The 20,873-nt window shown below is 44.5% G+C and carries 20 protein-coding genes and 1 other annotated feature (1 of these 21 only partly in view); of the genes, 18 read left to right on the forward strand and 2 right to left on the reverse strand.

Annotation, left to right across the window (positions count from 1 at the left end):
• Window positions 1–101 (forward strand) — a binding site (T-box leader); it begins 98 nt to the left of the window's first position.
• 278 nt (window positions 102–379) lie between these two features.
• The 7 genes from epsC to IGI66_RS00750 all read left to right on the forward strand — a co-directional run bounded on the left by epsC (window position 380) and on the right by IGI66_RS00750 (window position 5,021).
• Window positions 380–913, forward strand: coding sequence for a serine O-acetyltransferase EpsC (gene epsC / locus IGI66_RS00720; protein WP_010782112.1), 534 nt, complete (start codon window positions 380–382; stop codon window positions 911–913).
• Entirely contained in the window at window positions 906–2,315 is a 1,410-nt protein-coding gene (cysS, locus tag IGI66_RS00725) for a cysteine--tRNA ligase (RefSeq protein WP_431380366.1), read from the forward strand. Before epsC ends, cysS begins: the two co-directional genes overlap by 8 nt.
• Window positions 2,315–2,713: a Mini-ribonuclease 3 gene (locus IGI66_RS00730; protein WP_438847032.1), complete on the forward strand. Its 399-nt coding sequence runs from the start codon at window positions 2,315–2,317 to the stop codon at window positions 2,711–2,713. The genes cysS and IGI66_RS00730 overlap by 1 nt, the downstream gene beginning before the upstream one ends.
• On the forward strand, window positions 2,703–3,539 hold the full coding sequence (gene rlmB / locus IGI66_RS00735) for a 23S rRNA (guanosine(2251)-2'-O)-methyltransferase RlmB (RefSeq protein ID WP_288227929.1): 837 nt from the start codon (window positions 2,703–2,705) through the stop codon (window positions 3,537–3,539). The genes IGI66_RS00730 and rlmB overlap by 11 nt, the downstream gene beginning before the upstream one ends.
• Window positions 3,536–4,063, forward strand: a complete 528-nt coding sequence (locus IGI66_RS00740) for an NYN domain-containing protein (RefSeq protein ID WP_010782108.1) — start codon at window positions 3,536–3,538, stop codon at window positions 4,061–4,063. The genes rlmB and IGI66_RS00740 overlap by 4 nt, the downstream gene beginning before the upstream one ends.
• A gap of 71 nt (window positions 4,064–4,134) precedes the next feature.
• Window positions 4,135–4,665, forward strand: a complete 531-nt coding sequence (locus tag IGI66_RS00745; RefSeq protein WP_431380367.1) for a sigma-70 family RNA polymerase sigma factor — start codon at window positions 4,135–4,137, stop codon at window positions 4,663–4,665.
• A 110-nt stretch (window positions 4,666–4,775) separates the two neighbouring features.
• Window positions 4,776–5,021 carry a Veg family protein gene (locus IGI66_RS00750; RefSeq protein WP_010782106.1) on the forward strand — a complete coding sequence of 82 codons (246 nt, stop codon included), beginning with the start codon at window positions 4,776–4,778 and terminating at the stop codon, window positions 5,019–5,021.
• Between the two features lie 28 nt (window positions 5,022–5,049).
• Here IGI66_RS00750 and mscL read toward each other — a convergent pair whose 3' ends face one another.
• A complete protein-coding gene (gene mscL, locus IGI66_RS00755) occupies window positions 5,050–5,502 on the reverse strand; it encodes a large conductance mechanosensitive channel protein MscL (protein WP_438847035.1) in 453 nt (150 codons plus the stop codon).
• A 444-nt stretch (window positions 5,503–5,946) separates the two neighbouring features.
• Here mscL and yfmF point away from each other — a divergent pair, with 444 nt between their 5' ends.
• The 9 genes from yfmF to mprF all read left to right on the forward strand — a co-directional run bounded on the left by yfmF (window position 5,947) and on the right by mprF (window position 18,105).
• Window positions 5,947–7,209: an EF-P 5-aminopentanol modification-associated protein YfmF gene (yfmF, locus tag IGI66_RS00760; protein WP_086305907.1), complete on the forward strand. Its 1,263-nt coding sequence runs from the start codon at window positions 5,947–5,949 to the stop codon at window positions 7,207–7,209.
• On the forward strand, window positions 7,202–8,494 hold the full coding sequence (gene yfmH / locus IGI66_RS00765; protein ID WP_438847037.1) for an EF-P 5-aminopentanol modification-associated protein YfmH: 1,293 nt from the start codon (window positions 7,202–7,204) through the stop codon (window positions 8,492–8,494). Before yfmF ends, yfmH begins: the two co-directional genes overlap by 8 nt.
• Before the next feature lies 1 nt (window position 8,495).
• The gene (gene ymfI / locus IGI66_RS00770; protein WP_086305905.1) at window positions 8,496–9,221 is read left to right on the forward strand and encodes an elongation factor P 5-aminopentanone reductase; all 726 of its coding nucleotides are present in this window, start codon (window positions 8,496–8,498) and stop codon (window positions 9,219–9,221) included.
• Between the two features lie 151 nt (window positions 9,222–9,372).
• Window positions 9,373–10,239 (forward strand): RodZ domain-containing protein, encoded by an 867-nt coding sequence (locus IGI66_RS00775; protein ID WP_010782101.1) that lies wholly within the window; start codon window positions 9,373–9,375, stop codon window positions 10,237–10,239.
• Window positions 10,240–10,273: 34 nt separating this feature from the next.
• Window positions 10,274–10,855, forward strand: coding sequence for a CDP-diacylglycerol--glycerol-3-phosphate 3-phosphatidyltransferase (gene pgsA, locus IGI66_RS00780; protein ID WP_010782100.1), 582 nt, complete (start codon window positions 10,274–10,276; stop codon window positions 10,853–10,855).
• A 96-nt stretch (window positions 10,856–10,951) separates the two neighbouring features.
• The gene (locus IGI66_RS00785; RefSeq protein ID WP_114525267.1) at window positions 10,952–12,199 is read left to right on the forward strand and encodes a competence/damage-inducible protein A; all 1,248 of its coding nucleotides are present in this window, start codon (window positions 10,952–10,954) and stop codon (window positions 12,197–12,199) included.
• A 262-nt stretch (window positions 12,200–12,461) separates the two neighbouring features.
• Window positions 12,462–13,508 (forward strand): recombinase RecA, encoded by a 1,047-nt coding sequence (recA, locus tag IGI66_RS00790; RefSeq protein ID WP_010782098.1) that lies wholly within the window; start codon window positions 12,462–12,464, stop codon window positions 13,506–13,508.
• Window positions 13,509–13,766: 258 nt separating this feature from the next.
• The gene (rny, locus tag IGI66_RS00795) at window positions 13,767–15,323 is read left to right on the forward strand and encodes a ribonuclease Y (protein WP_010782097.1); all 1,557 of its coding nucleotides are present in this window, start codon (window positions 13,767–13,769) and stop codon (window positions 15,321–15,323) included.
• A gap of 220 nt (window positions 15,324–15,543) precedes the next feature.
• Window positions 15,544–18,105: a bifunctional lysylphosphatidylglycerol flippase/synthetase MprF gene (mprF, locus tag IGI66_RS00800; protein ID WP_438847041.1), complete on the forward strand. Its 2,562-nt coding sequence runs from the start codon at window positions 15,544–15,546 to the stop codon at window positions 18,103–18,105.
• 45 nt (window positions 18,106–18,150) lie between these two features.
• On the opposite strand, the gene IGI66_RS00805 is transcribed toward mprF, so the two are convergent.
• On the reverse strand, window positions 18,151–18,555 hold the full coding sequence (locus tag IGI66_RS00805; protein ID WP_010782095.1) for an Hsp20/alpha crystallin family protein: 405 nt from the start codon (window positions 18,553–18,555) through the stop codon (window positions 18,151–18,153).
• Between the two features lie 242 nt (window positions 18,556–18,797).
• Between IGI66_RS00805 and ispE the strand changes: the two genes are divergently transcribed.
• Together ispE and IGI66_RS00815 are read left to right on the forward strand one after the other, a co-directional pair.
• Window positions 18,798–19,649 carry a 4-(cytidine 5'-diphospho)-2-C-methyl-D-erythritol kinase gene (ispE, locus tag IGI66_RS00810; RefSeq protein ID WP_044925958.1) on the forward strand — a complete coding sequence of 284 codons (852 nt, stop codon included), beginning with the start codon at window positions 18,798–18,800 and terminating at the stop codon, window positions 19,647–19,649.
• A gap of 238 nt (window positions 19,650–19,887) precedes the next feature.
• Window positions 19,888–20,853 (forward strand): metal ABC transporter substrate-binding protein, encoded by a 966-nt coding sequence (locus tag IGI66_RS00815; RefSeq protein WP_438847043.1) that lies wholly within the window; start codon window positions 19,888–19,890, stop codon window positions 20,851–20,853.
• The last annotated feature ends 20 nt before the right edge of the window (window positions 20,854–20,873 follow it).

Consider the following 20,873-nt stretch of genomic DNA (forward strand, 5'->3'; position numbering starts at 1 on the left):
AGTGGCCTTGGCGACACGTAGTCAAGGACGGTTCACAGACGTTACCTGTTTCAAGGCAGAAATTGCAAACAAAAGTGGGACCACGTAAAAGCGTCTTTTGAGGAAACTCAAAAGACGCTTTTTTTGTCAGTTATGCTTTTTGCAGTATATAAGGTTTGATAGGAATCTATAGATACTTAGCACAATAAGGAACAAGCTGTTTAGCATAATGATAGGCGTGATGAAGATGAAACAAACTTTTTCGCTCTTTGAAAAATGATTGCCTCAAACAGAATTAGCTGTCAGTTTTTCTTCACGCGTTAGCGTGAGTAGCAAATTGTAACTTTGTTGAAGGTTTTAGGAGTTGGGAAACTAAAAATAAAAAAAGGGGTTGAAGTACATGGGATGGTGGCAAGAAGCGATCGAGGCAGCAAAAAGAAATGACCCGGCAGTTCGAACAGGTGCAGAAGTGGTACTTACATATCCGGGAGTGCATGCGTTATTTTTTCATAAGCTCTCACATTTTCTTTATCGGCACCAATGGTTTTTGTTGGCACGAATGCATTCTCAATTTTGGCGGTTTTTGACAGGGATCGAGATTCATCCAGGTGCCAAGATCGCGCCCGGGGTTTTTATTGATCACGGAATGGGTGTCGTGATCGGTGAAACAGCGGAAATTGAGCGGGACGTTGTTTTATTTCATGGGGTGACCTTAGGCGGAACGGGAAAAGACACGGGAAAACGCCATCCGACGGTACGTCGCGGCGCTTTTATCTCGGCGAATGCACAAATATTGGGACCGATTGAAATTGGTGAACGGGTAAAAATTGGCGCTGGTGCTGTCGTTTTGAATAACATACCGGCAGATGCGACTGCGGTAGGGGTACCGGCAAAAGTAGTTAGAATAAAAGGGGAGAAGGTAAAACATGATTAAAATACACAACACAATGACACGAGAAAAAGAGCTTTTTAAACCAATCGAAGAAAATAAAGTCCGTATGTATGTCTGCGGACCTACCGTATATAACTATATCCATATCGGCAATGCCCGCAGTACGATTGCATTTGACGTGATCCGACGTTATTTTGAGTACCGCGGCTATGAAGTGAATTATGTATCGAATTTTACGGATGTCGATGACAAAATCATTAAAGCAGCGAAAGAATTAGCGATCACTGCGCCAGAAGTTGCGGATCGATTCATCGCGGCGTTTGAAGAGGATACGGCAGCATTGAATGTGAAGCCTGCGACTTTGCATCCGCGAGTGATCAATCATATTCCTGATATCATCACGTTCATCGAGGCGTTGGTGGAAAAAGGATACGCTTATGAGGCGAAAGGCGATGTCTATTACCGTACACGCAAATTTGAACATTATGGTGAATTAAGCGACCAATCGATTGATGAGCTAGAAGTCGGAGCGAGTCAGCGTACAGGAGCAGAACAAGCAATCAAGGAAGACCCATTGGATTTTGCGCTATGGAAAAGTGCGAAGCCGGAGGAGATTTCATGGGAATCGCCATGGGGCGAAGGACGTCCGGGCTGGCACATTGAATGCTCGGTCATGGCCACGAAGCATTTAGGGAACACGATCGATATTCATGGCGGCGGTCAAGACTTGGAATTTCCGCATCATGAAAACGAGATCGCACAGAGCGAAGCGAAGACAGGCCAGCGATTTGCCAATTACTGGATGCACAATGGCTATGTGACGATCGGAGAAGACGACGCGAAAATGAGCAAGTCCCTCGGCAATTTCGTAACAGTCCATGATTTAGTCAAAGAGATCGATCCGCAGGTTTTGCGTTTCTTCATGGCAACGACGCAGTACCGTCGTCCGATCCGCTACAGCGAAGCAACGATGAAGGATGCACAGGCGAATCTACAAAAATTACGCACAGCCTTTGAGAACGCAACTTTCCGCCAAGGAACTGCGGAAGCAGCATTAGCGGATGACCCAGAAAAATTGGCTGAATTGGCTGCATTAAAAGCGCGTTTTATTGAAGAGATGGATGATGACTTCAATGCCGCAAATGGGATCACCGTCGTCTATGAAGCCGCAAAATGGTTGAATAATTATAGCGAACAGGAAACGGTCTCGCTAGCCGTATTAACGAATGCGCTAGAAGAATTCACGGAAATGCTGGCGGTCTTCGGGATCGAATTCCAAACAGCCGGATTACTGGACGAAGAAGTGGATCAATTGATCGAAGAACGCAATCAAGCGCGCAAAGACAAAAACTTTGCCCGCAGTGATGAGATCCGTGATCAGTTGAAGGAACAAGGAATTATTTTAGAAGACACCCCTCAAGGCGTCCGTTGGAGACGAGCATAATGATAGATTATAAACAGTTAAACGCACTAGCACTTGCCTATGTTGGCGATGCGATCTATGAAACGTATGTACGGGATTTTCTGGTACGAAACGGTCAGACCCGTCCGAATAAGCTGCACCATATGGCTACACACTATGTTTCCGCTAAGGCTCAAGCAACACTGATCCAAAAAATGATGGATGATGGTATGCTGACAGAAGAAGAACAGGGAATCTATCGCCGTGGACGCAATGCGAAAAGTTATACCTCCGCTAAGAATACGGATATTATGACGTACCGCATGTCTACTGGATTTGAAGCATTGATGGGTTATCTGCATTTATTGGAACGAAACGAGCGATTGGAAGAACTGATCGCGTGGTGTTTAGAGAAAGCGGGCGAAGCAAATGAAGGATAAAAAACAACGACGAGGAAATGACCGTCGCAATCAGCGAAAAAATGACCGGCCAAACGATCGGCGCAGAGAACCGGCAGAACTCGCCGAAGTAGAAGAAAATAATTTTGTTTTTGGGCATCATGCCAGTGTCGAAGCGTTACAAGCGGGTCGAGGAAACAAGTTATTCATGCAAGAAGATGCTCATGGAGACAAGATCGACCAATTAAAGAGTCTCGCGAAAGAGCAAGCAGTGCCCGTCAAATGGGTACCAAAACAAAAATTAGATACGTTAAGTGATGGCGGTGTGCATCAAGGGATCGTTTTAGGGATCACGCCTTATGAATACTTGACGCTGGAGGATTTGATGGCGAAGACAGCGACGGAAGAAGCGCCCTTTTTGCTGATTTTAGACAGTTTAGAAGACCCGCATAATTTCGGATCGATTTTACGTACAGCAGATGCCAGCGGGGTTTCTGGAGTGATCATTCCGAAGCACCGTTCAGTAGGGATCACGCCTGTTGTAACGAAGGCGTCCACCGGGGCCGTAGAATACGTACCGATCGCGCGGGTGACCAATTTAGCTCAGAGTATCAAGCAGTTAAAAGAAGCGGGCTATTGGGTCTTCGGAACGGATATGGACGGCACGGATTATCGTCAATGGAAAGTGACGGGGCCTATCGCTCTGATCATTGGAAATGAAGGCAAAGGCATGAGCGCGGGATTGAAAAAAGATGTCGATGAGATGCTGACGATTCCCATGACAGGTCACGTTCAAAGCTTGAATGCGGGTGTGGCGGCAGGTCTTTTGATGTACGAAGTCTTTCGGAAGCGAAGTGGTACGCAATGAAAAAACAATTGTTGATCGTTGACGGCTACAACATGATCGGTGCCTGGCCAGAGCTGACCGCATTGAAAAATCAAGACCGTTTAGAAGAAGCACGGGAAGCCTTGCTTTTTCGATTATCAAATTTCGCGAAATACCAAGGATTGGAAACAATCGTGGTGTTTGATGCGCAGTTTGTTCCTGGGGTTACGCAAAGCTATAAGAAATACCAACTGACGGTCGTCTTTACAAAAGAGGACGAGACAGCCGACAGCTATATTGAACGTATCGCGGGGGAATTAAACGATCGACTGACCCAAGTGACGGTAGCGACGAGTGACCTTGCCGAGCAATGGACCATTTTTTCTCAAGGGGCGCTGCGTACCTCTGCGCGTGAACTGTACAAGACGGTCCAACAGACAGAGGACCTGATTACTGGGGACACAAAAGATACGCATTTTAAAAATTTTCGCCGAAATTCTCCGTGGAATAATGAACAATTGCAAAAATTGTCCCACAAATTGGACGAATTGAGCAATAAAAAATAAATTGCCCGTTTGCTCTCCAATCTCCCCTTTTTAATGTGTATGCTCTTACATATCAGAAAGGAGAGGGAAAAATGGAAGTACAGGCTTTTGAGAAAACATTTATTCAATATTTGCCGATTGTGTATAAAATGCAGTCACGTTATTTGATCAAGGGATTCGATTCTGATGATTGGCTGCAAGAAGGGCGGATCGCGCTAAATGATGCGCTGCGCAGTTACCAAAAGGGCTACGGAACGACATTTGGACTCTACTATAAGATGATTTTTGAGAACCGTGTTCGTTCCCTTATACGCCGTCAGCAAGCAAAAAAACGCTTGATCCATCAGCAGGCGGTATCGATCGAAAAAGTGAGCGGCGAGCGTTACAACACGTATTTCAAGTACCATGATTGCATGGAGGAAAATGTCTGCATCAGTGACGTATTATTGTCCGGGGAAATCTGGTTCTCTCCTTTAGAAAACCATGTCTTGCTTTACTATTTAAGAGGGGAAGAGCCGGAAGTGATTGCGCAGCGTCTGAATCGATCGGTGAAGAAAATCAACAATGCGCTCTGTCGTGCGAAAAAGAAAATAAAAGAGAAACTGTATGAAGAAGAGGAATGAGTAAGGAATATCCTAAAGATTCATCGAAGGAAAAGTTGCAAATTTTTTTATCTTATGATAACATTGAAAAGTTTTGAATTTGTGCTATAATGTATGTTGAGGTGAACTGTATGCCAACAACTTTAGCGTCTATCAAGAAAAACTTGGAAGATCGTATTGGTGCTCCAATCATGCTCGTCGCTCAAACAGGACGCAAGCGTCAAACACAGCGTAAAGGGATCTTAACTGAGACATACCCTTCCGTATTCGTCGTTGATTTGGACCCAGAAGAGAATTCTTTCGAACGTGTTTCATACAGCTATTCCGATGTATTGACTCGCACAGTAGAAATCGAATTTCTAACAGAAGCAATTTAAAAACCATGGAGCAAAGGCTCCATGGTTTTTATTTATCTTTAGGGGTTTCGGTGTTTTGTGCAGTCTTGTTTTGTTCAACTAAAAGATCACGGATATCCGCTAAGTAATCTTCCGCTGTTGGAATCTGTACTTCCGGTACCACCGCTTCCGCATCTTCTTTGCTTGCGGTATCTTTTGCTTTATTGGCAGCTTTGACAATTAAGAACAAAACGAAACCAGTGATCACAAAGGTAATCAATGCACTGACAACATCGCCAAATGCAAAGGTCACTCCTTTGACAGGTTTCCAGTCTAAAACAGACATTGCCTCATTTAAATCTTTTCCGTTAGTAAATAAGGAAACGATCAATCCGACTAGCGGAGTAATCAACCCATTTACGACATTCGTCACGATAGCAGTAAACGCCGTACCAATAACTACACCAACCGCAAGATCTAAAACATTTCCTCGCATCAAGAACTCTTTAAATTCTTTAATCATGATGTCACTCCTCTCTTCTTAGTGATCCAAAAGAATCCCTTTCACGGGAATACCTCCAACAACAACTCATCCTTTCACTCGTCAAAAAAATGAATGCGTTAGCGCAAATCTAAAAAAATGGCTGCTTGTCTGACCCTATGGCTAGACGTGAAAGCAACGAGCAGCACCAAAACTGATGAAACGCTGGCGGGTATTCTCATGCTTCATTTAGTATAACGAAAGAAGAAAAAAATTTGAAATAAAAGAAACTATCCGTCAATGCTGATTTCAGTTCTTAGACCACGCCTGTGCTATAATTAGCCTTAGTGATAAGACAAAATCAGTCTATCTATTCTGACGCTTGATCTGCTGATTTCAGTGGGCAGGCGAGGTCTATTTAGCTTGAAAATAAAACGCGGCGTTCTTGGAAGCGCCCGTTGATTACGATGGAAAAGGAGCTTTAGAATGATTGAACTTAAAAAAGGCGTGCGTTTGCATGTTCTCTCAACAAAAAAATATAAGACGGTCCAACTGTATGGACGATTTACTACTCGGTTAACGAAAGAAATCATGACGAAGCGTGCACTTTTGGCAAACTTGTTGGAAACCAATTCTTTACGTTATGCTGACCAAACGAAATTAAGCGGGCAGTTGGCGGCACTTTATGGGGCGAGTTTCGGCTTGAGTGTCGGACGCAAAGGCAACCTGCACTGGCTAGATGTTGGTTTAGGTACGGTCAATGGCAACTATGTGGACGATCCGAGTCTCTTGCCAGAAGCCATGGACTTTCTGCGTGAGGTCCTATTTTATCCTAATATTCGTGAAGGAAAATTTGACGAGCAAACCTTTCAATTAGAAAAAGAAAATCTGCAAAGCTACATCGAGAGTCTGCATGAAGACAAACAAACGATGGCTTCTTTGAAGATCAAAGAAACCTATTTTACTGACGAGGCCCAAAAATTACCAAGCTTTGGCACGGTAGCGGACCTTCAAAAAGAGACGAGTGCCAGTTTGGCTGCCTATTACCATGAGATGATCACCCAAGATCAAGTGGATCTATTTGTGATCGGCGATGTGGATGAGGCGGAGATGGCCGCATTGTTCCAACAACTGCCATTTACGGATCGGGACGAAACGTCACCGGCTATTTATTACTACCAGAACAACGACAATGTGATTCGCGAGCAGCAAATGCAAGAAACGGTCACACAAGGCAAATTAAATCTGGCGTATGGAACAGATGTCTATTACGAAGATACGGATCGGTTTGCGCTGCTAGTCTTCAATGGTCTTTTTGGCGGATTCCCTCATTCGAAGCTGTTTATGAATGTACGGGAGAAGGCTAGTTTGGCGTACTATGCCTCAAGCTCCTTTGATACCTTCCGCGGCTATTTACAGGTGCAAACGGGAATCAACAGCAACGACCGTGACAAGGTGTTGCGTTTGATCAATGAGCAGCTGCTTGAATTGCAAGCGGGGAATTTTACAGATTTGGCCTTCCAACAAACAAAAGCCATGCTGAAAAATCACTATTTATTAGGATTAGACAGTATGCAGCATACGATCGAGACAACTTACTTGGCGCAATGGTTGCCGAAAAGTAAACTAACAGACGAAGAATGGTTAGGGCGTTTGACCGCGGTGACACCGGAAGATGTCCAAAAAGTCGCGAAGAATATTCGTCTGCAAGCCATCTTCTTTTTAGATGGAGGACAGCAGAATGGATAAATTAACCTATCAAAAAATTAATGAAACACTGTATAAAGAAGTGTTGCCGAATGGGTTGACCGTTTATTTGTTGCCGAAAGCAGGCTACCACAAAACGTACGGCTTATTCAGCACCAATTATGGGTCGATCGACAATGAATTTATTCCCCGCGGCGGGACAGACTATGTCAAGGTTCCTGACGGGATCGCGCACTTTTTAGAGCACAAAATGTTTGAAAAAGAAGACGGCGACGTTTTCCAAAAATTTGGCGAACAGGGTGCATCCGCAAATGCGTTTACTAGCTTCACGCGTACCAGCTACCTGTTTTCAACAACGGATCAATTGGAATTGAATTTACGGACGTTGCTGGATTTTGTTCAAGCACCGTATTTCACGGAGGAGTCTGTGCAAAAAGAACAAGGCATCATTGGACAGGAAATCCAAATGTATCAAGATGATCCTAGCTGGCAGCAGTTTTTCGCTATTTTGAAGAATATGTATCCAAAGCACCCGCTGCACATTGATATCGCAGGTACGATCGATTCGATCGCAGAGATCACAGCGGAAGATTTGTATACTTGCTACAATACCTTTTATCATCCAAGCAACATGACATTGTTCGTTGTCGGAAATTTGGAGCCGGAAGCGTTGATGACCGTCATTCGGGAGAATCAAGCGGCGAAGACGTTTGACACACCGGAACCGATCCAACGTCGTTTCCCACAAGAAAGACCAGAGGAGATCATCAAACACAGCGAAGAAAAAATGCCTATCATGATACCAAAGGCGATCGTTGGGGTCAAAGGTCTTTCCGAATTGCCGGAGGACGACAAAGAGCGATTGATTTTCAAGGTTTCAGCAGAGCTGCTGTTTCAAATGCTGGTCGGGGCGACCTCACAAAATTATTTACGACTGTACAATGAAGGGCTATTGGATGATAGCTTCGGTTATGAATTTTCATTGGATCGCAGTTTCTATTTTGCTGATTTCGGCGGCGATAGTGAAGAGCCAGAAACGTTGGCCGATCGATTGACAGAGATCTTGCTGCATTTCGACAGTGATCCGGAAGTGAGTGAAGAGAACCTGACGCTGCTGAAGAAAAAAATGCTGGGTAAATATTTCCAATCGTTAAACTCATTGGAGTATGTAGCCAACCAATTCACACAATCGTTGTTTGGCGAATGGACGTTATTCGACATGCCGAAAATTATTCAAGAGATTGAATTGACCGATGTGCTTGAGGCCGGAAGATTCTTTATCAAGGAAGAGGCCTTCACACGCTTTTATATGGAGAAGGAGGCATAAAATGCCTTACGCTTTAGTGATGGGGGCCAGCGGGGATATTGGCCAAGCCGTCTGCGAAAAATTAGCGGGGCAAGGCTGGTCCCTGTATTGCCACTTTAATCAGCAAAAAGAAAAAGTCTTAAATTTCGTTTCAGACTTACAGAAACGTTATCCTCAGCAAGATTTTTTTATGGTATCCTTAGACATGTTGAGGGAAGCGGAAATCCCCAACTTTCTAGACCAATTATTCCAAGTAGACGGGATTGTTTTTGCTTCTGGTTTTACTTTTTATGAGTTGCTGCCAGAGACAAAAGCAGATCAAATGGAGGCCTTATGGCAGGTTCATTTGAAGACACCGCTGCTTTTACTACAAGGGTTACAGGAGAAATTAGCGAAGAGCAAAAGAGGTCGTGTCGTGTTTATCGGGTCGGTTTACGGCCATCGCGGCAGTAGTATGGAGACCGTTTATAGTGCTGTGAAAGGCGCGCAGGAGGCCTTCGCGAAAGCTTATGCGAAGGAAGTTGCGACGCTGGGCATCACAGTGAATGTTGTTGCTCCCGGGGCTGTCCAAACGAGGATGAACGAAAATTGGGACCTGCAGGAAATCGCAGAATTAACGTCTGAGATCCCTTTAGGACGACTCGCCGACCCAAGTGAAATCGCAGCCGCCTGTACCTACTTGTTTTCTAAAGAAGCCAGCTATACCACCGGCATTGTGTTACCTGTTGCTGGCGGCTGGATGGAATAAGAAGCGGAACGATGCTCGTTCTGTAATGGCAATAGGATGTCCAATCTACTCTTGGCTTCAGCCGGGTTTAGTAGAAGGATAAACGTGTTAAGAATCGGAAATAATTTTTCTAAAATTATTCCATAATTACGAAATAGGAGTAGAGAATCAAGTGGCTAGTATTAATATTGGAGAAACGCTACGCAAAGCCCGTATCGATAAAAAAATCAGTTTAGATGAATTGCAGCAGCGCACAAAGATCCAAAAGCGTTATTTGCTGGCAATTGAAGAGAATGACTTTCAAGAATTGCCTAGTGACTATTATTTGCGGACGTTTATTCGACAATATGCTGATGAGGTGAAACTTGACGGCAATCATTTGATCGATGTGCTGGATGGCAAGGATCGACCGTTGCCGACGTATCCTGAACTGGAGACGGTGGATGGGCTGAGAAAAAATAAACATGCGGAAAGTCCTACGCGCGCCCGCTTCAGAGCAACATTGCCAATGCTTATTTTGGGATTGGTGGCGGTGGCGATCATTTCTGTGGTCGGTTATATGACTTGGCTGGATCATCAAGAAACGGCAATCATTCCAGAAAATAGTTCCGTTCAAGTCGAACGTTCAGATGTTTCCTCCTCGTCCGCAGAAAAAGTGTCGTCGTCACAGCCAAAACCAACGACGGAATCATCGAAGAAGCCGGAAAAACCAAAAATGGCGTTTGCGATGGAAAACAATACGGCTAATGCCGCGACGATGAAAGTAGACCACGCTGAAAAACCACTAAAAATCACCTTTACTGGTACAGAGCGTGTGTGGGTCGGAGTCCAAATCAATGGTGCTTTGACGTATCAATACACGTTGCAAAAGGGAGAATCGCAAACGACAGAATTGCCTGCGGATGCTGCGCAGGCTGTCATCACTGTTGGTATGGCAAAATATGCGGAAGTTAAAGTCAATGATCAGGCGCTTGATTTCCAACCAGGAGATTCATTGTTGCAAAAAAATGTGACACTGAATATTGCCTATGCGTCTTAGTGTGGTCGTTAATCAGAATTAGGAGGAATCAACAATGAATTTACCCAATAAATTGACCGTTCTCAGGATCTTTATGATCCCAATATTTATGATTATCGTCTTGGCTCCATGGGATTGGGGAACGTTGCAGGTAGGGAATACAAGTCTTGCAGTCACGCAGCTAGTAGGTGCCATCATCTTTGCAGTAGCCAGCTACACGGATCATCTGGATGGTAAGATCGCCCGAGCGCGAGGACTGGTGACGAACTTTGGAAAATTTGCTGACCCCTTGGCAGACAAGATGCTGGTTATGACCGCTTTTATCATCTTGGTTGAACAAGGAAAAGCCCCAGCGTGGGTGATCGCCATCATCGTTTGCCGGGAATTAGCAGTCACAGGGCTGCGCCTTTTGATCGTAGAGCAAGGCGGCGGTGTCATGGCAGCAGCGATGCCCGGAAAAATCAAGACCGCTACTCAAATGGTCGGGATCGTACTGCTTTACTTAAACAATGTACCTTTTAATTTCATCGGGATTCCGATGGATCAAATCATGTTGTATGTCTGCTTATTCTTCACCGTTTATTCAGGATACGACTACTTTGCAAAAAATACGGCGCTATTTAAAGGCTCGATGTAATAAAAACGGTCAGGACGGTATGAAAATCTATCGTTCTGATCGTTTTTTCTGTTATAGTTGAGAAAAAATGGCGTATCTTAGAAAGAAGAGGAAGAAATGAGAGCAGAGATCATTGCGGTAGGAACAGAACTTTTGTTAGGACAAGTCGTAAATACGAATGCGACGTTCTTGTCAGAAAAATTAGCGGATATGGGGGTGGAAGTCTATTTTCATACAGTCGTTGGAGACAATCCAACACGTTTAGAAGAACTGCTTCAATTAGCAGACACTCGCAGCGAGCTGATTCTTTTGTGCGGCGGCTTAGGACCGACCGATGATGACTTGACCAAGAATGTCTTAGCCGATCATGTTGGGGTACCGTTGGTTCAAAATCAAGCAGGATTAGATGCTTTGAATGCCTTCTTTGCGCAACGTCAAGGGACAATGACGCCTAACAACCTGCGTCAGATCGAGACATTGCAGGATGGGATTCCGTTGCCGAATCGTACAGGGTTGGCGATTGGCTGTCTGTACAAAGGTGAAAAGAACAATTACATTTTATTGCCTGGACCACCGAGTGAATTGAAGCCGATGTTCTTGGAGCAAGCGCGCCCATTACTGGAAAAAGAATTTCCAACGACGGAAAAGCTGACCTCGCGAGTGCTGCGGTTCTTTGGGATCGGGGAATCAAAATTGGTGACGGAATTAGCAGAAATGATCGAGCACCAGTCGAATCCAACGATCGCTCCTTATGCGAAACCCAATGAGGTCACCTTGCGAATCACTGCAAAGACCGAGGATGAGCGCTCAGCCAATGCGTTATTGGACCAAGCAGAAGCAGAAGTCATGGCTAAGGTCGGCGCCTTCTTCTACGGATACGGGGAAGAGAATAGTTTGGTCGAAGTCGTTGTGGATCTGCTTAAGGCGCAGAAGTTAAGTATTACGGCGGCGGAAAGTCTGACTGCGGGAGAATTCCAAGCGACTCTGGGGACGATTCCAGGCGTTTCTGAGGTATTTCCGGGAGGCTTTGTGACCTATTCTGAAAAAACAAAAGCCAGCTTCTTAGGCATTGATCCAGCGTTATTAGAACGTGTAGGGGTCGTTAGCGAAGCGTGCGCCAGAGAGATGGCGGAAGCCGCACGGCGCTTAGCAGACACAGATTTTGCCTTATCCTTTACAGGTGTTGCGGGTCCAGATGAATTAGAAGGACAACCTAAAGGTACCGTCTATATCGCATTGGCACAAAGAAATGGCGACACGCTTGTCAGTGAAAATCACTTTGCTCGAGATCGAGACTATGTCCGCCACAGTTCCGTGATGAAGGGCTTAGACATGTTGCGACGAGCAATTCTAAACAAAAATTAAAAATGCGAATGTTTGTTCGTTTTTTGCTTGCTTTTTTGATTTCAAACCGATAAACTAGGGATATTGAAAAAGCAAAATGTGTCGAACGTATGATTAGTTGAGCGCTGTCTTCCCGAGTAAGAAGCACAAAAACGGGTGTTAAGAAGGAGGGGGAACTGCTCCAATCGAATCCCCAGCAGCGCAGTGAATGGATGTACATCAGGACCATCAAAATTATTTTTCTGAAAATAACTATTAAAATAGGAATTAGGAGGATCAGCTATTGGCTAATGATCGCAAGGCAGCTTTAGATGCTGCAATGAAGAAGATTGAAAAGAATTACGGAAAAGGTTCGATCATGAAATTAGGTGAGAAGGTCGACCAAAAAATCTCAACGATTCCAAGCGGCTCTTTGGCATTGGACGTGGCGTTAGGTGTGGGTGGTTACCCTCGCGGCCGGATCGTCGAAGTATACGGACCAGAAAGTTCTGGTAAAACAACGGTTGCATTGCACGCGATCGCAGAAGTTCAAAAACACGGCGGAACGGCTGCCTTTATTGATGCCGAACACGCATTAGATCCTCAATACGCACAGCGTTTGGGCGTGAATATCGATGAATTACTGCTTTCACAACCAGATACAGGGGAACAAGGATTAGAAATTGCGGATGCGCTGGTCTCAAGTGGCGCTGTCGACATCATTGTAATTGACTCCGTGGCAGCATTAGTGCCTCGGGCTGAGATCGATGGTGAAATGGGTGACGCACACGTTGGGCTGCAAGCTCGTTTGATGTCGCAAGCGTTGCGTAAATTATCGGGTTCAATCAACAAGACCAAAACGATCGCCGTATTCATCAACCAAATCCGTGAAAAAGTGGGCGTGATGTTCGGGAATCCAGAAGTGACTCCTGGTGGACGGGCATTGAAATTCTACGCGACGGTTCGTTTAGAAGTACGTCGTGCGGAACAATTGAAAAACGGGACGGACATCGTCGGGAACCGCACAAAAATCAAAGTTGTAAAAAACAAAGTGGCTCCGCCATTTAAAGTTGCCGAAGTCGACATCATGTACGGTTTGGGGATCTCACAAGAAGGTGAGTTGCTAGACATGGCTGTTGAACAGGACATCATCGACAAGAGCGGTGCTTGGTACGGCTATAAAGAGGACCGTATCGGACAAGGGCGTGAAAACGCCAAGAAATATTTGGCTGATCATCCAGAAATGATGGCTGAAGTTGCGACACGTGTGCGTGCAGCATACGGGATCGGTGAGGAAGGCGAATCGGTCGAAGACGAGGCTGGACAAGAAGAATTGCCATTGGAAGAATAAAAAACGAAATGACACTAATGACCAGACATTTTTTGTACGGTCATTAGTGTTTTTTTACGATTGATTTCACGTAAATCAAAGCGCTTTATTATCGAGTCTGACAAAAGAGAAATAAAGTTGACACGCTATCAGACAAACATTAGAATAAAGTTGTGTGACACTCACACATATGCAAGTAGGCATATTGATAATATTAGACATTCGTTTATCAAAAAACTACAGATAGGTAAATAAGATAGTACGGAGGTGGATTTAATGTTGTTAGTTCCTATTCTCCTCGCTATCATCGGTTTAATTGTCGGTCTTGGTTTGGGTTTCATGGCAGCGAAAGCACGTCATGAAAAAGAAATTGATGGGGCACAAAACACAGCTAGAGGGATCATTACGCATGCGAATAAAGAAGCGGAGACCTTAAAGAAAGAAGCTTTGTTGGAAGCCAAGGAAGAAAACCAGCAGTATCGCGCACAAGTTGAAAGTGAGTTGAAAGAAAGCAGACAAGAACTAAAATCGCAAGAAAATCGCTTGCTTCAAAGAGAACAGACTTTAGATCGTAAAGACGATTCTTTAGAGAAGCGTGAGCACTCACTGGAAGAAAAAGAAACAAAGATCAGTGCTAGACAGCAATTAATTGACGAGCGAGAAAAAGATGTAGAACAACTGATTAATGAACAACAAACAAAACTGGAACAAGTTGCTTCTTTAACGAAAGATGAAGCAAAAGAAATTATTATGAAGACGACAGAAGAGGAATTGAACCACGAGTTAACAGTAATGGTCAAGGAATCTGAGCAACGGGCGAAAGAAGAAGCCGATCGCAAAGCGAAAAATCTTTTAGCGATGGCGATTCAACGTTGCGGCGCTGACGCTGTTTCTGAAACGACGGTTTCGGTCGTTACGTTGCCGAATGATGAGATGAAAGGCCGCATCATTGGACGCGAAGGCCGTAATATCCGGACATTGGAAACATTGACGGGGATCGATTTGATTATCGATGATACGCCTGAAGCAGTCGTGTTGTCTGGTTTTGATCCAATCAGACGGGAAATTGCCCGAATGACGTTAGAGAAATTGATTCAAGATGGTCGGATTCATCCAGCTCGGATTGAAGAAATGGTTGAAAAATCACGTAAGGAAATGGATGAACGTATTCGTGAATACGGGGAACAGGCAGCCTTTGAAGTGGGCGCCCACACCTTGCATCCAGATTTGATCAAGATTTTAGGCCGTTTGCATTTCCGTACCAGCTATGGTCAAAACGTGTTGAATCACTCAATTGAAGTAGCCAAATTAACCGGTGTATTGGCTGCAGAACTTGGCGAAAATGTTCAATTGGCGCAACGCGCAGGATTGCTTCATGATATTGGGAAGGCACTGGATCACGAGATCGAAGGGTCTCACGTGGAAATCGGTGCGGAACTTGCCGCGAAATATCGTGAAAATCCAGTAGTGATCAATGCGATCGCCTCTCACCACGGAGACACAGAAGCGACATCTGTCATTTCTGTTTTAGTCGCCGCTGCCGATGCAGTATCTGCTGCTCGACCAGGTGCACGAAGCGAATCATTGGAAAACTATATTCGTCGTTTAGAAAACTTAGAAAATATTTCAAACAGTTTTGATGGTGTAGAATCAAGCTTCGCAGTCCAAGCAGGACGTGAAGTTCGTGTCATGGTCAAACCAGAAGAGATCTCTGATTTGGATTCTGTTCGTTTGGTTCGCGACATTCGCCGCAGAATCGAAGACGAATTGGATTACCCAGGACATATCAAAGTTGTGGTTATTCGTGAGACACGAGCAACCGATTATGCAAAATAGCAAAAAGCCTCATTTTTGAGGCTTTTTCTTATGGTCAAAATTCGTTTGACTGTTTTATTTGTGGGCATTTACGCCGCCTTCACATAAAAAGTGGGCGTTTTATTTCAAAAAATAAATAACAAATTATGTTTTTAATGTCCCCATTCTTCTAAAAGGATAGCTTCATAACAAGAATTCATTTAAAATAGAGTACAAGAAAAGAAAGAATGGGTGTAGAAGGATGACGACTATCAGTCGCTGGTTCAAACGACATGCTACGTTACTTAAAATCATCTTCTTTGGGATCGTCTTATTTTTCGTAGCAAATCAAGTGAAAAATATTGCCCATGGAATGAGCTGGCAAACGGTTTGGCAAACAATCAAAGAACAAGATCAACTAACATTATTAAGCATGTTAGGTATTGGACTGTGCGGAGTCCTGCCTATGCTCTTATACGATCATGTGGCTATCACGACTCTCGAAGCAACGGGGCGGCCGCGAATGAACCGCAAAGAGTGGTTCGTGTCTGCATGGACCACGAATACGATCAATAACTTGGCAGGCTTTGGCGGGGTCGTCGGAGTGAGCCTGCGGTCAAGCTTCTATGGCAAGGGAATGGAAAAGAAAAAGGTCCTAGCGGTGATCTCCAAGATCGCGCTCTTTATGTTGGCGGGACTTTCGATCATGGCCCTCATCACCTCGCTGGATCTGATTTTCCTAAGAACAGAGAATGCTTTTGTTCGCTATCGCTTTTGGCTGCTTGCGGGCGGGGCGTTTGCGCCGCTGCTTTTCGGCTTTGTCTATGGACGTCGGCGAACGATTTTTAAAGAATTTCGAGTAAAACAGATTTTTGAATTGTATCTAGCGTCTTTGGGACAATGGCTGGGGGCTTTGGCAGTCTTCTTACTCGTGGGCTATCTGATGGGGGTACGCATCGCGATCGGGGAAGTTTACCCGATGTTTGTGATTGCTACTGGCTTAGGGATGCTGACGATGGTTCCGGGAGGTGCGGGAACCTTTGACGTGATGATGATCTTAGGTCTGGGGCATTTGGGACTGGATCAAAGCACGGCGGTCGTGTGGATCTTGTTTTACCGGATCTTTTATTATTTGGTTCCGTTTCTCACAGGGATCGTTCTCTTTTTGACCAATACCAGTGTTAAAATGAATCGTTATTTTGATAATCTGCCACGTGTGCTTTCGCAAAAAATCGCGCATGTTGTCATGGTAACGGCGGTGTATTTTGCCGGAATAATGATGATTCTATTATCGACACTGACCAATCTCTCCAACATCAATCGCTTGTTTCAGGTGTTGCTGCCTTTTTCATTCGATTTTCTAGATCAAACGTTGAATCTGCTAGTCGGTTTTTTACTCTTAGGCTTTGCGCGAGGCATCTCGCAAAAGGTCAAGCGCGCTTTCTGGCCGACGATCTTGCTATTGATTTTTGGCATCGTCAATACGGTAGCACGGACAGCCTCGATTCGACTGATCGTTGTTTACGTAGTGATTTTGCTGATTGTATGGATGTCACGGAAAGAGTTTTACAAGGAACGTTTTGTTTATTCTTGGGGCGCCTTGCTGTTTGACGGGATTTTGTTCGGCCTGTTGTTTATTTTCTACGCGGTAGCAGGCTATCACAGTGGGCAGCTTTGGAGCACTGAACGCTTGTCGACGAAGTATTTTGCTTTTCCTTCAGGGGATATTTGGTTCTCGGGGCTGATCGGTTTGATTCTATCGATCTTGTGTTTGGCGATTTTGTACCACTATTTAACACAAAGTGAGACCAAATTAGGTGTTGCCTGGGATGAAAAACGATTCAATTACTTAATCAACCGGTATGGCGGCACACCCGCTAGTCACTACTTGCGCGTTTCAGGGTATCAGTATTTTTATTATCAGGAAAATGGCAATGATCAAATTATTTTCGGCTTTCAAACCCGTGCCAATAAGTGTTTTGTGTTAGGTGATCCTGTGGGAAATCCTGAAAAGTGGCAGGCCGCGACGTTTGCGTTTATGGAGCACGCGGATCGATTGGGCTACCAGTTGGCGTTTTATAAGATCTCTGAAGAATACGTGCTGCTTTTGCATGACCTTGGCTTCCATTTTGATAAGATCGGCGAAACAGGTGTGACGGACTTTACGCGGCACAAGCTAGATGTTTTCTCGGATCGCTTTGAATTCAAACGGTTGACCAATGAGGGGTACCAGTTCATTTACTTTGAAAAGCTGCCGGAAGAAGTTTTCGATGAGTTAGAGGAAATTTCTGATGAATGGTTAAATGGAGAAAAAGAGAAATGCTTCTCCGTTGGACGTTTTGACCGCAGTTATATCAAAACAAGCAATGTGGGGATCGCACGTGATCCGCAAAACCGAATCGTCGGCTTCATTACTGAACAGCCGATTAACGGTGCACAGGCTTCCTTTGATCTTCTGCGTTTTCGAAATGACGTGCCGAATGAGCTGCCGACGTTCTTGAAGCTGCATTTGATGGATGAGCTGAAAAAACAAGGCTACACAGAAGTCTATCAAGGCATGGCTCCGTTAGCAAAAGTGGGCGAGACGTCCTTTGCCTTTTTAGGAGAGCGGATCATGAATTTGATTTATAAATACGGTCACTCGATTTACGCCTTCCAACAGGTAGCAGAGGAAAAAAATGTCTACGTGGATCAATGGCGCCCAAGGTATTTTGCCTACATGAAAGACAGCAGCTTCCTGTTTTCCGCTTTGCAATTATTATTTTTGATCGGTAGAGGAAAGAATAAGGGTGCTACGATCTCAGAAGAAATGATCGAAGTATAAAAATACGAGCCGCGAAAGCGCGCTCGTATTTTTTGTATGCAGAAATTAATCGATCGTGATCGCTTTGCCTTTTTTCTCTTCGTAGTTTTCTTTCGGCAAGGTCAACGTCAGGACCCCATTTTCAAAGGTCGCACGGATCTCTTCGTCGGCGATGTCTGGCACAGCGAATTGGCGGTGGTACGCACTGGTGGCACGTTCTCTGCGAACAAAACGACCATCATCCTTCACTTCGTTTTCGGTAGAATGTTCTGCGTCGATTGAAAGAATGTCATTGTTGTAATGAATCGCTATTTCTGATTTCTCAAAACCAGGGAGATCCGCTTTTACTTCATAGTGGTCATCCATGTCGCGAATATCCACACTCATTTTGCGATCATCCCAAAAGGTGTTCACCAGTTTGCCAACTAAATCTTCTCCATCCAACCAGTCATTTTTCGGTAATAGATTCATACAGTATTCCTCCTCATTTGTCATAGCCTTGTTTCATACGGCAATCGAACGTGTGCTAAAAATCTGGAACATGTCGCGGGTAATCCTCTTGTTGAGTTTTGAAAGTAGCTCCTTCTTTCATGGTAAAGCCTCAGGTGAAAATATTCAACTTATTTAAAGCGCCTATGCTAGAATGAATTATCTATACATTTACTATGGGCTATGATAGAATCGTCTAGTGAAAAATTTGAACGGGTGAGAAAATGGAGATTATGGAGAAGGCCCCAGCGAAGATCAATTTGGGCCTCGATATTTTAGGCAAACGACCGGATGGCTTGCATGAATTGGCGATGGTCATGGCAAGTATTGATCTAGCGGATCGTTTGTATTTGGAAGAGATTCCCGAAAATAAAATTATCATTGAGACCAATAAGGCTTTTTTACCCACGGATAAAAAGAACCACGTTTATGAAGCGCTGGAGCTGGTCAAAGAGCGTTTTAACATAGATAAAGGACTGCGGGTCAAAATCCATAAGGAAATTCCAGTAGCGGCTGGTTTAGGTGGCGGATCAACGGATTCGGCGGCGGCTTTGCGAGCGGTCAATCGCCTTTGGAACTTGGGGCTCTCAATTGAGGAATTAGCGGCCCTTGGAGCGGAAGTTGGGTCCGACGTGCCTTATTGCGTGTATGGGCAGACTTCTTTAGTAGAAGGATTTGGAGAAAAGGTGACCCCGATCGCACCAATGCCTCAATGCTGGGTAGTGGTGGTCAAGCCGCGAATGAGTGTTTCGACGCGTACGATTTTTGCCAAGATCGTCATGGAGGATCTGTATCATCCAGACATCGAGGCGCTGGTGTCTGCCATTGAAGAAAATGATTATCAGAAAATGACTGAGAATCTAGGCAATTCGATGGAGGTTGTAACCATCAAAAAGCATCCGGTGATCCAACAATTAAAAGATCGAATGTTGAAGTATGGTGCCGACGCGGCGATGATGAGCGGCAGCGGCCCAACGGTCTATGCACTGTGCCATAAATATTCGCGGGCCAAGCATGTGTTGAATGCATTAAAAGGGTTTTGCGACGAAGTGTATCTCGTTCGCACGCTGAAGTAGATCCTCAGGGGTCTATTTTTTTTGCCTTCTTCTCGATAAGCAAGGATTAAATAACGGAAAATCACAAATGAACCGGATACAGGTGTCCTTTTTCATATGAACAAAACCTCATTTGTATTACGGTTTATCAGCGTTTTTATGTAGTAAATCGTAAATTTTACGATTTGTGTTGACGGATAGAAAAACATTTGGTAAATTGATTCTTGTCTTAAAAAGTAAAGAGAAGGTGTTTCAATAGATGAAGATGCAAAAAGGACTACTTTTATTAGGAACTGTGGTACTATCAATTTTGCTGACTGCATGCGGCAGTCAAGAGAAAAAAGAAGCGTCATCAGAAGGAAAACTGCAAGTCATGACGACGTTCTATCCAATGTATGAATTTACGAAGCAGGTCGTAGGAAATAAAGGCGAGGTGGAGTTGTTGATCCCCGCCGGTACAGAACCCCATGACTTTGAACCGTCAGCGAAAGATTTGGCTAAGATCTCCGATTCAGATGTATTTGTTTACAACAGCCCAGAATTGGAAACGTGGACGAAGAACCTGACAGATACGGTCGATACGAAGAAGACTGAAATTATCCAAGCGTCGAAGGACATCAAACTGATGGAAGGGACAGCGCATGACCATGAAGATACACACGATCATGACTCCGACGAGCACGACGAACATGGGCATTCCCATGATCTAGATCCCCATGTCTGGCTGGACCCAGCGTTAGCGCTCAAAGAAGTGGAAACGATCCGTGATCAGTTAAGTAAAAAATACCCAGAGGACAAAGCAGCTTTTGAGAAAAATGCCTCTAAGTATATCGAAGAATTGAAAGCCTTAGATGCAGACTATCAGTCCGCATTCAAAGAGGCGAAAAACAAAACATTCGTGACACAACACGCGGCTTTTGGCTACTTGGCCAATCAGTATGGGCTGACGCAAGAAGCCATCGCTGGAATTTCTCCAGACCAAGAACCGTCTCCGAGCCGCTTGAGCGAATTGAAACATTATGTAGAGGATCATCACGTCAAGGTCATCTATTTTGAAGAAAATGCCTCTTCAAAAGTGGCAGAAACCTTATCCAAAGAGACCGGTGTGAAGCTGGAAGTCTTGAATCCGCTGGAAAGCTTGACGGACAAGCAACTCAAAAACGGTGAAAATTACGTTTCTGTCATGAGAGAGAACTTAGACGCATTAAAAGAAAGTATTAAATAGAAGCTTTCCGTTTTTTGGAA

Origin of the sequence: Enterococcus sp. AZ048, assembly GCF_051715125.1 — a bacterium.
GTDB classification, from domain to species: Bacteria; Bacillota; Bacilli; order Lactobacillales; family Enterococcaceae; genus Enterococcus_A; species Enterococcus_A gilvus.

Bases quoted from the DNA above. Each gene is read 5' to 3' on its own strand.
- epsC (WP_010782112.1), top strand. From the start codon at position 380: ATGGGATGGTGGCAAGAAGCGATCGAGGCAGCAAAAAGAAATGACCCG.
- cysS (WP_431380366.1), top strand. From the start codon at position 906: ATGATTAAAATACACAACACAATGACACGAGAAAAAGAGCTTTTTAAA.
- rlmB (WP_288227929.1), top strand. From the start codon at position 2,703: ATGAAGGATAAAAAACAACGACGAGGAAATGACCGTCGCAATCAGCGA.
- IGI66_RS00745 (WP_431380367.1), top strand. From the start codon at position 4,135: ATGGAAGTACAGGCTTTTGAGAAAACATTTATTCAATATTTGCCGATT.
- IGI66_RS00740 (WP_010782108.1), top strand. From the start codon at position 3,536: ATGAAAAAACAATTGTTGATCGTTGACGGCTACAACATGATCGGTGCC.
- mscL (WP_438847035.1), bottom strand. From the start codon at position 5,502: ATGATTAAAGAATTTAAAGAGTTCTTGATGCGAGGAAATGTTTTAGAT.
- IGI66_RS00815 (WP_438847043.1), top strand. From the start codon at position 19,888: ATGAAGATGCAAAAAGGACTACTTTTATTAGGAACTGTGGTACTATCA.
- IGI66_RS00785 (WP_114525267.1), top strand. From the start codon at position 10,952: ATGAGAGCAGAGATCATTGCGGTAGGAACAGAACTTTTGTTAGGACAA.
- yfmF (WP_086305907.1), top strand. From the start codon at position 5,947: ATGATTGAACTTAAAAAAGGCGTGCGTTTGCATGTTCTCTCAACAAAA.
- IGI66_RS00750 (WP_010782106.1), top strand. From the start codon at position 4,776: ATGCCAACAACTTTAGCGTCTATCAAGAAAAACTTGGAAGATCGTATT.
- ispE (WP_044925958.1), top strand. From the start codon at position 18,798: ATGGAGATTATGGAGAAGGCCCCAGCGAAGATCAATTTGGGCCTCGAT.
- IGI66_RS00730 (WP_438847032.1), top strand. From the start codon at position 2,315: ATGATAGATTATAAACAGTTAAACGCACTAGCACTTGCCTATGTTGGC.
- mprF (WP_438847041.1), top strand. From the start codon at position 15,544: ATGACGACTATCAGTCGCTGGTTCAAACGACATGCTACGTTACTTAAA.
- ymfI (WP_086305905.1), top strand. From the start codon at position 8,496: ATGCCTTACGCTTTAGTGATGGGGGCCAGCGGGGATATTGGCCAAGCC.
- pgsA (WP_010782100.1), top strand. From the start codon at position 10,274: ATGAATTTACCCAATAAATTGACCGTTCTCAGGATCTTTATGATCCCA.
- IGI66_RS00805 (WP_010782095.1), bottom strand. From the start codon at position 18,555: ATGAATCTATTACCGAAAAATGACTGGTTGGATGGAGAAGATTTAGTT.
- yfmH (WP_438847037.1), top strand. From the start codon at position 7,202: ATGGATAAATTAACCTATCAAAAAATTAATGAAACACTGTATAAAGAA.